General features: G+C 43.2%; 10 protein-coding genes. 1 reads left to right on the forward strand and 9 read right to left on the reverse strand.

Going from position 1 to position 12,761, the window contains the following annotated elements:
* Positions 1-242: 242 nt before the first annotated feature.
* From hemL to hemA, 6 genes are all read right to left on the reverse strand, one after another.
* Positions 243-1,529, reverse strand: coding sequence for a glutamate-1-semialdehyde 2,1-aminomutase (gene hemL / locus AA980_RS19185; RefSeq protein ID WP_024029394.1), 1,287 nt, complete (start codon positions 1,527-1,529; stop codon positions 243-245).
* Positions 1,530-1,554: 25 nt separating this feature from the next.
* On the reverse strand, positions 1,555-2,535 hold the full coding sequence (gene hemB / locus AA980_RS19190; protein ID WP_024029393.1) for a porphobilinogen synthase: 981 nt from the start codon (positions 2,533-2,535) through the stop codon (positions 1,555-1,557).
* Between the two features lie 320 nt (positions 2,536-2,855).
* Positions 2,856-3,635 carry a uroporphyrinogen-III synthase gene (locus tag AA980_RS19195; protein ID WP_024029392.1) on the reverse strand — a complete coding sequence of 260 codons (780 nt, stop codon included), beginning with the start codon at positions 3,633-3,635 and terminating at the stop codon, positions 2,856-2,858.
* Positions 3,632-4,567: a hydroxymethylbilane synthase gene (gene hemC / locus AA980_RS19200; RefSeq protein ID WP_024029391.1), complete on the reverse strand. Its 936-nt coding sequence runs from the start codon at positions 4,565-4,567 to the stop codon at positions 3,632-3,634. The genes AA980_RS19195 and hemC overlap by 4 nt, the downstream gene beginning before the upstream one ends.
* A 94-nt stretch (positions 4,568-4,661) precedes the next feature.
* On the reverse strand, positions 4,662-5,495 hold the full coding sequence (locus tag AA980_RS19205; protein WP_024029390.1) for a cytochrome C assembly family protein: 834 nt from the start codon (positions 5,493-5,495) through the stop codon (positions 4,662-4,664).
* Positions 5,496-5,509: 14 nt separating this feature from the next.
* Positions 5,510-6,853 carry a glutamyl-tRNA reductase gene (gene hemA / locus AA980_RS19210; protein ID WP_024029389.1) on the reverse strand — a complete coding sequence of 448 codons (1,344 nt, stop codon included), beginning with the start codon at positions 6,851-6,853 and terminating at the stop codon, positions 5,510-5,512.
* A gap of 212 nt (positions 6,854-7,065) precedes the next feature.
* Here hemA and AA980_RS19215 point away from each other — a divergent pair, with 212 nt between their 5' ends.
* Positions 7,066-7,554, forward strand: a complete 489-nt coding sequence (locus AA980_RS19215) for a LiaI-LiaF-like domain-containing protein (protein WP_034724422.1) — start codon at positions 7,066-7,068, stop codon at positions 7,552-7,554.
* A 29-nt stretch (positions 7,555-7,583) separates the two neighbouring features.
* Here AA980_RS19215 and yihA read toward each other — a convergent pair whose 3' ends face one another.
* The 3 genes from yihA to lonB all read right to left on the reverse strand — a co-directional run bounded on the left by yihA (position 7,584) and on the right by lonB (position 12,394).
* Entirely contained in the window at positions 7,584-8,165 is a 582-nt protein-coding gene (gene yihA / locus AA980_RS19220) for a ribosome biogenesis GTP-binding protein YihA/YsxC (RefSeq protein WP_024029387.1), read from the reverse strand.
* Positions 8,162-10,489, reverse strand: coding sequence for an endopeptidase La (lon, locus tag AA980_RS19225; RefSeq protein WP_024029386.1), 2,328 nt, complete (start codon positions 10,487-10,489; stop codon positions 8,162-8,164). The genes yihA and lon overlap by 4 nt, the downstream gene beginning before the upstream one ends.
* Positions 10,490-10,702: 213 nt before the next feature.
* Positions 10,703-12,394 (reverse strand): ATP-dependent protease LonB, encoded by a 1,692-nt coding sequence (gene lonB / locus AA980_RS19230; protein WP_024029385.1) that lies wholly within the window; start codon positions 12,392-12,394, stop codon positions 10,703-10,705.
* Positions 12,395-12,761: the final 367 nt, after the last annotated feature.

Here is a 12,761-nt window from a genome sequence, read left to right on the forward strand (position 1 = left end):
TGTTGAATGTTCGAGGGGATTTCGCCGATTTGAACTAGAATCTCGCCAACTTTTGAATTTATATCGCCAACTTGGGGATTGATTTTCGCCAAGTTTGATTGTTATTTCGCCAAACTTGAGGCGAATTCCGCCAAACTGCTTTCGTCCGCACAAAATAGGTCAATTTAAAAGCCAGTCCGTGGACTGGCTCTGGCAATAAAAAATACACCCACAAAGCGAGTGGGTGCAGTTTGAACAAATTTTTATTTAAGCCTTGAGAAAGCAACCTCCGCTGCTTGAATTGTTTTTTCAATATCTTCATCGGAGTGCTCGGTAGATAAGAACAATCCTTCAAACTGTGAAGGCGGCAAGAATATTCCTTGATTAGCCATTTCCCGATAGTACGCAGCAAAGAATTTCAAATTAGACTGTTTTGCTATGTCATAGTTGATAACTTCCTCATTTGTAAAGAAGAAGCCAATCATCGAACCAGCACGGTTAAAGGTAATTGGTACCTCGTATTTTTTAGCAGCTGCCTCAAAGCCTTTTTGAAGCATGTCGCCTTTGCGAATAAATTCCTGATAGTGCTCAGGTGTTAATTGACTTAATGTCTCAAGTCCTGCCGTCATCGCTAATGGGTTTCCTGAGAGGGTTCCCGCTTGATAAATCGGACCGCTCGGAGCGATTTGCTGCATGATTTCCGCTTTACCGCCGTATGCGCCAACAGGAAGTCCGCCACCGATTACTTTGCCGAGGCAGGTAATGTCTGGTGTGACATTGAAATAACCTTGTGCACAATTGTAGCCAACCCGGAAGCCAGTCATAACTTCATCAAAAATCAGTAAAGACCCGTTTGCTGAAGTTAGCTCACGCAGACCTTCTAAGAAGCCTGGAAGCGGCGGGACTAGCCCCATGTTACCGGCAACAGGTTCAACAATTATACAAGCGATATCTTCGCCAAATTGTTCGAAGGCAAATTTTACACTTTCCAGGTCATTGTAAGGAACGGTAATCGTATTTGAGGCTACCCCTTCCGGCACCCCAGGACTGTCAGGCAAGCCAAGTGTAGCCACGCCTGAGCCAGCTTTAATCAATAATGAATCGCCGTGGCCGTGATAGCAGCCTTCAAATTTCAAAATCTTGTTGCGGCCAGTATAGCCGCGAGCTAAACGAAGTGCGCTCATCGTTGCTTCTGTACCTGAATTGACCATCCGTACTACTTCAATCGAGGGCACGCGTTCGATTACTAGCTTGGCTAATTTATTTTCTAATAAGGTCGGAGCTCCAAAGCTTGTCCCTTGTTCTGCTGTTTTTTTCAACGCTTCGACAACACGGTCGTTGGAGTGTCCTAAAATGAGCGGACCCCATGAAAGGACGTAATCAATATATTCGTTGCCGTCGATATCATAGATTTTTGACCCTTTGCCTCTTTCCATAAAAATCGGACTCATGTCAACGGATTTAAAGGCACGAACCGGGCTGTTCACACCGCCGGGCATTAGGTTTTGGGCTTCTTTAAATGCTTCAATCGATTTTGTATACGAACGCATTCTATTCCCTCTTTTCAAATAATGTTTATTCGTCTTCTTTTAACCAGCGAATGGCATCTTTTGCCGCGTAGGTAATGATTAGATCTGCACCAGCTCGCTTCATGCCGATAAGCATTTCTAGCACGGTCTTTTTCTCATCGATCCAGCCGTTTAGTGCAGCTGCTTTAACCATTGAATATTCACCGCTGACGTTGTAGACAACGACAGGTAAATTAAAGTTATTTTTCACATCACGAACAATATCAAGGTAAGGCATTCCAGGCTTAATGATTAAAAAATCTGCCCCTTCTGCGACATCGGATTCTGCTTCTCTGAATGCTTCCATGCGGTTTGCCGGATCCATTTGATATGTCTTGCGATCGCCAAACTGCGGTGCGCCCTCTGCCGCTTCACGGAAAGGTCCGTAAAATGCGGATGCATATTTAACTGCATACGACATGATTGGTATATCGGTATACCCAGCTTCATCTAAACCGGCGCGAATCGCTGCCACGAAGCCGTCCATCATGTTCGATGGTGCAATAATATCTGCTCCTGCTTTCGCCTGGGCCACTGCTGTTTTTACGAGTAGTTCCAGCGATTGGTCGTTAAGGATCTTTTCACCTTCGACCACTCCGCAGTGACCGTGGTCTGTATACTCACACAGGCATGTATCGGCAACAACGATGATTTCCGGAAATTTTTCTTTAATGAAACGTGTCGCTTCCTGAACGATGCCATGTTCATGATATGCCTGCTCGCCGCACGCATCCTTTGTTTTCGGAATGCCAAAAAGGAGGACCGACTTAATCCCATGTGCGACGATATCTTCCATCTCCGCTTGAAGGTGATCCAGCGATACTTGGAAAACACCAGGCATTGATGAAACCTCGTTACGGATGTTTTCACCTTCATAGATAAATAACGGATAAATGAAATCCTCCGCTCTTAAATGATTCTCTCTGACAAGTGCGCGCATATTGGCACTTGAACGCAGTTTGCGATGACGTGAAAATTGTAATTCCATTATATAAATACCCCCCGAAAAAATTACCTTATTTGTAGTGCGCTGTTTTACTGGCGGATGGCGCCTGTTTACTGGCGGAAAATGCTGCTTTACTGGCGGTTGACACCACTTTACTAGCGTACAGCGCCATTACTGGCGAATAGCGCCAATTTACTGGCGGATAACGCCCGTTTACTGGCGAATACCACCACTTTACTGGCGAGCTGCACCCGTTTACTGGCGAATACCACCACTTTACTGGCGGGCTGCACCCGTTTACTAGTGGATACCCCCACTTTACTCGCGGAAAATGTCACTTTACTGGCGGCTCAGCCGCCACCTCAATCCTCAGATACCTCTAAATAAGCTATCAAGCTTTTAATCATTTCTGCCACGGTGTACTCCTCTGGAGAAGCATGAACTGTCAATCCATATCCATGTAGTTTCTTCTCCGTTACAGGTCCGATGCAGCCGATTACACATTTTTGCAGTTCCTCTTCCAGTTGATATTCCTTCACAACTTTCATCAGATGATCGACCGTCGATGGGCTTGTAAACGTCAGGATATCAAGCTGGTTATCGGTCAGCATTCCTGCGAGCTTTACCCGGCTCTCTTCCGGCATGAATGTTTCATAAATGACGACCTCATCAACCAAAGCACCAACACTTGACAAGGTGCTGGCAATATATTCACGGGCGAGATTTCCTTTCGGCAGCAAGACCCGGGAACCACTGTGGATATAAGGCAAGAACTCTTCAGCAAATACTTCCGCCACATATGCAGAGGGGACGAATTCTGCACGAAGCCCCCGCTCCTGCAAGACCTCTGCCGTCCTTTTCCCAATCACAGCGATCTTTGGAAAATCGACACCAGCCTCTTCATAAAAAGAAAAGAAGGTTTCGACCGTAACATTGCTCGTAAAAATAATCCAGTCATATGTATCAAGGACCTTCATTGCTTCTAGAAGACGCTCGTTTTTTTCAAGCGGACGAAAGGCAATCAGAGGGATTTCAATCGGAATCCCTCCAGCCCTTTCAACAAGCTTGGAGAAGGAGCCTGCTTGATCTTTTCCTCTTGGAACAAGAACTTTCTTGTCAAGCAATGGCAAGGATTTTATCATTGACCCTCGAGCTCCCGTTTGACCTTTTCAATCAGGTCCTTGGCTCCTCTTTTAATTAAAAGTTCTGCAGCTTGATTGCCAAGCTCTTCTGGATTTTGCCCTCTAAGTTCTTCTTTGAAAATTTCTTGGCCTTCAGGAGAAGCAACCAATACATTTAAGACCACTTCATCGTTCTCTTCAACACGAGCAAAACCAGCTATCGGCACCTGACAGCCGCCCTCCATTTTTTGCAGGAAGGCGCGCTCGGCACGAACGGCTCTTTCTGTTTTTTTGCAGGTGAATTTTTCAAACAGTTCTAGTAGATCTTTATCGTCTTCACGGCATTCAATCGATAATGCCCCTTGGCCAACGGCAGGAATACAAAGGTCAGCATCCAAAAATTCAGTTACTACGTCAGAAGCCCAGCCAAGGCGGGAAAGACCTGCCGCCGCTAAAATAATCGCATCGTATTCCTCAGTCTCTAGTTTTGCTAATCGTGTATCGACATTGCCGCGGATCCATTTAATCTCTAAATCTGGGCGTTGTGCTAACAACTGAGCACTGCGGCGCAGGCTGCTCGTGCCGATGATTGCACCTGGCTTCAAATCGTTTAATTTCACGTGACCTTTTGAAATAAGGGCATCGCGGTGGTCTTCACGGAAAGGAATACAGCCGATAGTGAGACCCTCCGGCAATACAGCCGGCATATCTTTCATACTATGAACAGCCATATCAATCTCTTTATCAAGCATCGCCTGCTCGATTTCCTTTACAAACAACCCTTTACCGCCCACCTTCGAAAGGGTAACATCAAGGATTTGATCGCCTTTTGTTACGATTTCTTTCACTTCAAATTCGAAGGATGGATCAAGCTTCTTCAACTGGTCCATTACCCAATTTGTTTGTGTTAATGCCAACTTGCTTCGTCTGGAACCTACAATAATTTTTCGCATGATTGCCTCCTATGATTTCATTACAAAAATCTATATCATTCGACTTTGAGTATTGTCCAGCTCCAGCGCCGCTAAACGGGCGCCTTCGCTTTTCTTATGCGTACCATAAATGAAAGGATGATAATTGACCAAATAAGAAAAAGTTAATGATAACAATTAAAAAAGATGCCGTATTCCAAATCGCTAATTTTCTGCCGGACAGGTTTTTCACAATCCGCAGGTATAGGAAAATGCTATAAGCCGTCAACAATATGAATGAGCCGATAATTTTCATATCGTACCATGGCATTCCCGGAACCATTAGAAACGCCCACTGCAGACCGAGAATAAGGCTCAGGAGCAGCATGGGAACACCGATGACTGCCAATATGTAGGATAATCTTTCTAGCTTCTCTAAATCTGCGAGTCTAATGAGTCTGGTTCCCCATTTTTTTCTCTTTAATAAATCGTACTGAAGCAGGTATAACGTCGAAAAGACAAACGACAATGAAAAGGCACCGTAAGACAGAATTGCCATTGTGATATGGATTAACAGCAGTTCAGACACAAGCTGTTTGGCCATGATATGGGAATGATATTGCATCGGGGCAAAGGTATGAATCGCCATGACGATAAAGCCGAGTATATTCGTAAAAAAAACGATAAAGTCGACCCGCAATAACCGATTTATCCCAAGTGACAATGTGACTAATACCCAAGCATAAAAATAGAGTCCCTCAAAGATTGTTAACACAGGGAACCTGCCTGTTCTTATCATATAGGAAGATAGAAAAACGGTTTGCAATATCCATACAAATGCAAGTAACCAGAAGGCAATACGGTTTGCCTTCCGGTTATGATGTAGGAAATCAAAGAAATAAAGCAGTACACTGATGGCGTAAACGACTACTGTTAATTCATGAATCCTTGTCATGAAGACTTCAAACATAGACGAGACCCCCTCTATGACCGAAAGGAAGCCTGAACTTCTTGGACCGGCATGTTATTGGTTTCGGCTGCTTTCGAATGTTGTTCCTGGGCCTGCTCTTCAATATTAAATATTTTCATAAATAAACCCATCGCCTGATCAGCATCGGGTCTTGCAGCCAATTCTTTTGCTTGTAAAATCGGATCCTTTAAGAGTTGGTTGATGATACTCTTTGTATGTTTATTTAACACTTTAATATCCCGGTCCGTTAAGTTTGGCAGTTTTCGCTCCAAGCTATCCATTGTTTCCGCCTGAATCGCTAAAGCCTTTTCCCTAAGAGCGGAAATAACCGGAACTACACCGAGCGTTCCCAGCCACTGGTTAAAATCCACAATTTCTTTTTCAATCATGAGCCCGATTTTTTCAGCTGCTTTCTTACGCTCTTGTAAATTGGCCTCGACAATTCCTTCTAGATCGTCAATATCATATAAAAAGATGTTTTCAAGCTCGGCTATTCTAGGGTCCAAGTCGCGCGGTACAGCTATGTCAACCATAAATAACGGTTTGCCCTTGCGCTTCTTTTCGACCTTTGCCATCATTTCTTTTGAAATGACGAAGTCTTTTGCACCAGTCGAGCTGATGAGGATATCTGCCTCCACCAGTGACTTCTCCAATTCAGCTGCTGTTTTTGCTTCACCATTAAAACGGCTCGCAAGCGCCTTCGCTTTATCATACGTCCGATTGATGACTGTTACTTTTTTCACGCCGTTACCGTGCAAGTTTTGGGCTGCGAGTTCGCCCATTTTTCCCGCTCCAAAAATCAATACATGCTTTCCAGAAAGGGAGCCGAAGATTTTCTTCGCAAGTTCCACCGCTGCATAGCTGACAGAAACGGCATTTGCACCAATCTCTGTTTCTGAGTGACCGCGTTTTGCCAAGGTAATTGCCTGTTTAAACAAGTGGTTAAACACGGACCCAGTCGTTTCTTCCGCTTGAGCTGACATGAAGCTCGTCCGTACCTGTCCAAGGATTTGCGTTTCCCCTAAAACCATGGAGTTCAAGCCGCAAGTCACATTGAATAAATGTTCTACCGCACCATCGTCTTCGTAAACAAATAAAAATGGCGAAAATTCTTGCTGTTCCATTCCGAACCATTCGGACAGAAATTCTTTCATATAATAGCGGCCTGTATGGAGCTGGTCAACAACCGCATAAATTTCCGTTCGATTACACGTAGACAAGATGATATTTTCCAGGATGCTTTTTTTGGAGTTTAACTTCTTAATGGCATCCACAAGATCGGCTTCATTAAAGGTCAACCGCTCACGGATTTCTACAGGGGCAGTTTTATAATTAAGACCGAGCACTAATATATGCATATGTTTTGGACACCCCCACTAAATAATACAGTTTCAACTAGTAAAATTATATCACGAGCAATTTCGACTTTTACCCGTTAAATGTGAACAGAAAACGAAACTATTGTGGTAATATTAGAAATTGAATAGGATATGTTTATATACTTCCCTATGTACAGTATCAAAAAAACAGACATGATTCAAGTGAACCTTACTGGAAGCGGTGTTAAGTGATGAAAAACCAGCGAATATTCCCTGGAATAATCCTGATTGGATTTGGCGGATATTTTTTATTACAGCAAACTGGATTGAGCTTTTTTCAACAAATTTCAACATGGCCTACCCTGATCATCATTGTTGGTGCCGCCTTTTTAGGGCAAGGGTATTTGGCTAAGGATTACGAGGCCGTTCTTCCCGGGGTCATTATGGCTGGATTGGGTCTTCAATTCTATCTTGCCGGCCGTGTGTCGTTCTGGCCGGAGAATCATATCGGCATGTTAATCTTGATTATTTCAATTGGATTTTTTCTTCGGTTTCAAAAGACCGGCACTGGGTTGTTTCAGGCTTTTCTCTTTCTCATTTTATCAGTCATGCTGCTATTTTATGATAAAATTGCCGGATACTTTGGTTTGCTCCAAAATGGAATGAGCTTCATCTGGAAATTTTGGCCTGCTCTGTTAATCGTTATTGGTATTTATTTTCTACTAAAAAAGAAAAAATAACCGCCGAGCGCATTGCGCCCGGCGTTTTTTCACATATAGCTCTCTAGAATCGACCACGCTTTATCTTTTCCTTCACCTGTTTCTGAGGAGAAGACGATAATATGGTCGTTAGCATCAAGGTCTAATGTCTCTTTTGTTACCTTTAAATGTTTTTGCCATTTTCCCTTAGGAATTTTATCCGCCTTTGTTGCAATTATGACGCAAGGGATGTCGTAATGCTTTAAAAATTCATACATCATCACATCGTCTGCAGTAGGCGGATGGCGCAAATCAACAATCAAAACAGCTGCCTTTAGCTGCTCACGAGTCGTAAAATAAGTCTCAATCATCTTTCCCCATGCGGCACGCTCCGTCTTTGAAACCTTTGCATACCCATAGCCCGGGACATCTACAAAGTGAAGCACTTCATTAATAAGAAAGAAGTTTAATGTTTGTGTTTTACCGGGCTTTGAAGAAATCCGCGCTAAGCCCTTTCGATTGAGCATCTTATTGATAAAAGAAGACTTGCCGACATTTGAGCGCCCAGCGAGCGCAAATTCGGGCAATGCTGTTTCCGGGTACTGTTCCGGTTTAACCGCACTTATTACAATATCTGAACTGACTACCTTCATTCTCTTCCACCTTCTAAAAGGGCATGCTTTAGAACTTCATCCAAATGGGTTACCGGGACAAATTCCAATTCGTTACGGACACTTTCCGGAATGTCATCGATATCCATTTCATTGTCTTTCGGAAGAATAACCTTCGTCAGACCTGCTCGATGGGCACTGAGTGTTTTCTCTTTTAACCCGCCAATCGGAAGTACTCTGCCTCTTAACGTAATCTCGCCTGTCATTCCTACCTCGCGCCGGATTGGTCTGCCCGTTAAAGCAGAAACTAGTGCCGTAGCCATGGTAATTCCGGCTGAAGGCCCGTCCTTCGGAACCGCACCTTCGGGAACGTGAATATGGATATCATATTTTTCATGAAAATCTTTTTCAATCCCCAATTCCTTTGCCTTCGAACGAATATAGCTAAAAGCTGCCTGAGCTGATTCTTTCATAACGTCACCAAGTTTACCGGTTAGAACAAGCTTACCTTTTCCCGGTGATAGCGATACCTCGATTTGCAGGGTGTCGCCGCCAACGGTTGTATAAGCTAGACCTGTTGCCACCCCAACTTGGTCTTCCGCCTCCGCCATTCCATAGCGGAACCTCGGTTTCCCTAAAAATTCTTCAAGATTCTTTTCAGTAATAATGACACGTTTCTTCTCACCAGCGACAATGATTTTCGCCGTTTTCCGGCAGATGGTTGCCATTTGGCGTTCTAAGCTTCGAACCCCAGCCTCACGTGTGTAATATCGGACGATTTTAAGGATAGCATCATCACGAACTTGTATAATTCCTTTTGTAAGTCCATTTTCTGCGACCTGCTTCGGAAGCAAGTGATCACGGCAAATATGAACTTTTTCCAGCTCCGTATAGCCGGAGATAGTAATGATTTCCATTCTATCTAACAGCGGAGCAGGGATTGTTGATAGATTATTAGCTGTGGCAATGAACATGACTTTTGATAAATCGTAAGTTTCTTCTATATAATGGTCGCTAAAATTCCGATTCTGTTCGGGATCTAGGACCTCAAGCATTGCGCTTGATGGATCCCCGCGGAAATCGCTCGACATTTTATCGATTTCGTCTAACAAAAAGACGGGGTTAATCGTTCCTGCTTTTTTCATTCCTTGAATGATGCGGCCTGGCATTGCTCCGACGTACGTTCTGCGATGACCGCGAATTTCTGACTCGTCACGGACACCGCCAAGTGATATCCGGACAAAGTGACGGTTAAGCGATGTGGCGATTGAGCGCGCAAGGCTTGTTTTACCAACACCCGGAGGTCCGGCAAGACAAAGAATCGGCCCTTTTAGGGAATTGGTCAGTTTTTGAACAGCTAAATATTCGAGAACCCGTTCCTTTACTTTTTCAAGGCCGTAATGGTCTTGATTTAAAACCTTTTCAGCACGATTAATATTAATATCGTCTTTAGTCTTTTTTGACCAAGGGATCGAAATCAGCCAATCAATATAATTGCGAATGACAGCACTTTCTGCAGAACTTGTCGGTACCTTTTCGTAGCGATCCAGTTCTTTCAGAGCTGCTTTAAGAGCATGTTCAGGCATGCCTGCTTGCTCGATTTTTTTCGTGAGTTCGGCGATTTCGCCTGTTTTGCCTTCTTTATCGCCTAACTCCTTCTGAATCGCCTTCATTTGTTCACGCAAATAATATTCCTTTTGCGTTCTTTCCATCGATCGCTTGACACGCTGTCCAATTTTCTTTTCAAGATTAAGAACTTCTTTTTCATTGTGGATGGTGTCAATTACCCTGTTTACCCTTTGTTTGACATCAATTGTCTCAAGGATTTCTTGCTTTTCCTTTAGCTTGATTGGTAGGTGGGAAGCAATAATATCCGCCATTCTGCCAGGTTCCTCAATGTCGGTAACAGAGGCATATGTTTCTGCCGATATTTTTTTCGATAATTTTATGTATTGTTCGAAATAATCAAGCATTGTTCTCATTAAGGCTTGGTCTTCGACATCTTTTGTAACCGCATCCTCATAAGTGACAATTTGGACGGAGTAATAATCTTCTTCTTCATAAATTGAGACAATTTCCGCTCTGTTTAGACCTTCAACTAGTACTCTAATCGTGCCGTTTGGCAGTTTTAGCATTTGCTTAACCTTTGTTAGCGTTCCCAGCTTGTATAAGTCTTCTTCGGACGGCTCATCGATTGAGACATCTTTTTGAGTTGTTAAGAATATTAAATGGTCGCCTACCATTGCCTTTTCGAGTGCCTGCACCGATCTTTCGCGGCCTACATCTAAATGAAGCACCATTGTTGGATAGACAAGCAATCCTCGAAGTGGCAGGAGGGGGACGGTCAATTCGTTTTTATTCGCCAAAATACTGCACCTCCATATACAAATCAATTTTTGTTGAATAGTCTTTGTACAATTCTATCTCATTTGTTTTTAAGTGTCTATTTTTAGTGTGATTCGTATTCACTTTTTCAAGATAACTTTATTTTCCCCAACTAATCAGATTTCTTCCTTTACGTTTCTATTTACACGAAAAAACTCCGGTTTGCTTGTTTGAAAACAAACCGGAGTATGTAATTAAATCGTTTCTTTTTTTGAGAAATCGATCGAGGCAGTAATGGCATCTTTTTTCGAGAAGTCAATCATTTCTTTTTTCGGATAGGCATTCACCAGTGCCAGTTCAAAAACTTGATGGAGATGGGTAACTGGAACAATCCGGATACCGTCAATCTCATTCAAAATGGTTTGCATATTTTCTTCTGGAATGATTACAATTTTGGCGCCAGCCTTTTTTGCCGCCTTCACTTTCGGATAGACACCGCCGATTGGTTTCACATTACCATGAATACTGATTTCACCGGTCATTGCAACCGTGTTATCAATCGGGATTTTATAAATGGCGGAATAAATCCCGGTCGCCATCGCAATTCCCGCCGATGGGCCGTCTATCGGAACCCCGCCCGGGAAGTTAACGTGGATATCATAATCGTTTGCAGGCACACCCATCGAACGTAAAACGGTAATAACATTTTCAATTGAACCGCGGGCCATGCTTTTTCGACGAATCGATTTCCCTTGACCGCCAATGCTTTCTTCTTCGACGATACCGGTAATATTGATGGTTCCCTTGTCCTTAGCAGGGATTACAGTCACTTCAATTTCGAGCAAGGCACCGGAATTCGGCCCATATACAGCAAGTCCATTTACAAGGCCCACGTGGGAGATATCATTTATTTTTCTTTCCATCCGCGGCGTCATCTGGCTGGAATGGATGACCCACTCAATATCTTCGTCCTTGATATATGTGCGGTCTTCGGTAATGGCAAGTCCGGCAGCAATTTGGATCATATTAACCGTCTCACGGCCATTTCGCGCATATGTAGACAAGGTATTCACACCTGTATCATTAATTTTCAGGTTTACTTTTTCAGCCGCCTTCTTGGCTACACTTACAATTTCTTCCTGAGTTAAATCGCGAAAGAAAACCTCCATACAACGCGAACGGATGGCGGGTGGAATTTCGCTCGGAGTCCTTGTTGTTGCCCCAATTAAGCGAAAATCGGCGGGCAGCCCATTTTTAAAAATATCATGGATATGTGTAGGGATTTGATTATTTTCCTCGTGATAATAGGCACTTTCGAGGAAAACCTTGCGATCCTCTAATACTTTTAACAGCTTGTTCATTTGAATCGGGTGCAATTCGCCGATTTCATCGATAAAAAGGACTCCGCCATGAGCGTTGGTGACCGCTCCCTGTTTCGGCTGTGGTATTCCCGCTTGTCCCATCGCTCCTGCCCCTTGATAAATCGGGTCATGGACAGAGCCAATAAGCGGGTCGGCAATTCCTCTTTCATCGAATCGTGCAGTTGTCGCATCTAATTCAATAAAAACCGAAGCTGGCTTAAAAGGTGATTTCTGATTCTTTTTTGCTTCCTCCAATACGAGGCGGGCAGCTGCTGTTTTCCCGATACCCGGCGGTCCGTAAATAATCACATGCTGTGGATTTGGTCCGCATAGAGCGGCTTTTAATGATTTTATCCCATCCTCTTGACCTACAATATCCTTGAAGCTTGTAGGACGAACTTTCTCAGCTAATGGTTCAGTTAATGATATTGCTCTCATTTTGCGAAGCTGATCCATTTCCTTACGGGATTCCCGATCAATGGATACTTTTTGCGTTCGCTGGTTTCTTAGCAAATTCCAAAAATACAGCCCTATGATTATTCCGAAAAATAGCTGTATAAATAAGGCAATCCCCGTCCAACTCATACATTTCCCTCCTGCACTTCATACTCAATATATATTAATAAGTATTTCCTGCAGATTGGCGGAATAAACCACAAAATTAAAAACAAATTCCGATGGTGGATCGGTTTAAGACCAACTTTCTGATGGTTTTTAGTGGGGATTTTTTAGTTTGGCTACTTTCTGAGCGGTTATGGCTATTTTTTATGAGGTTTTGGCTATTTTTTATGAGGTTTTGGCTATTTTTCGAAGGGTTTTGGCTATTTTTTATGGAGTTTTGGCTAATTAGACATTTATTGGAAAAATAAACGTGAATTTTAATGAGGTTTTGTCTATTTTTCAAATGGTTTTGTCTATTTTTCAAATGGTTTTGTCTATTTTCCAAAGGGTT

It is taken from the genome of Neobacillus vireti (assembly GCF_001026695.1).
GTDB lineage: Bacteria > Bacillota > Bacilli > Bacillales > Cytobacillaceae > Neobacillus > Neobacillus vireti.

What these genes read in the sequence shown, in the direction of transcription:
- hemL (WP_024029394.1), bottom strand. Translation starts at nt 1,529, where the DNA reads ATGCGTTCGTATACAAAATCGATTGAAGCATTTAAAGAAGCCCAAAAC.
- hemB (WP_024029393.1), bottom strand. Translation starts at nt 2,535, where the DNA reads ATGGAATTACAATTTTCACGTCATCGCAAACTGCGTTCAAGTGCCAAT.
- AA980_RS19195 (WP_024029392.1), bottom strand. Translation starts at nt 3,635, where the DNA reads ATGATAAAATCCTTGCCATTGCTTGACAAGAAAGTTCTTGTTCCAAGA.
- hemC (WP_024029391.1), bottom strand. Translation starts at nt 4,567, where the DNA reads ATGCGAAAAATTATTGTAGGTTCCAGACGAAGCAAGTTGGCATTAACA.
- AA980_RS19205 (WP_024029390.1), bottom strand. Translation starts at nt 5,495, where the DNA reads ATGTTTGAAGTCTTCATGACAAGGATTCATGAATTAACAGTAGTCGTT.
- hemA (WP_024029389.1), bottom strand. Translation starts at nt 6,853, where the DNA reads ATGCATATATTAGTGCTCGGTCTTAATTATAAAACTGCCCCTGTAGAA.
- AA980_RS19215 (WP_034724422.1), top strand. Translation starts at nt 7,066, where the DNA reads ATGAAAAACCAGCGAATATTCCCTGGAATAATCCTGATTGGATTTGGC.
- yihA (WP_024029387.1), bottom strand. Translation starts at nt 8,165, where the DNA reads ATGAAGGTAGTCAGTTCAGATATTGTAATAAGTGCGGTTAAACCGGAA.
- lonB (WP_024029385.1), bottom strand. Translation starts at nt 12,394, where the DNA reads ATGAGTTGGACGGGGATTGCCTTATTTATACAGCTATTTTTCGGAATA.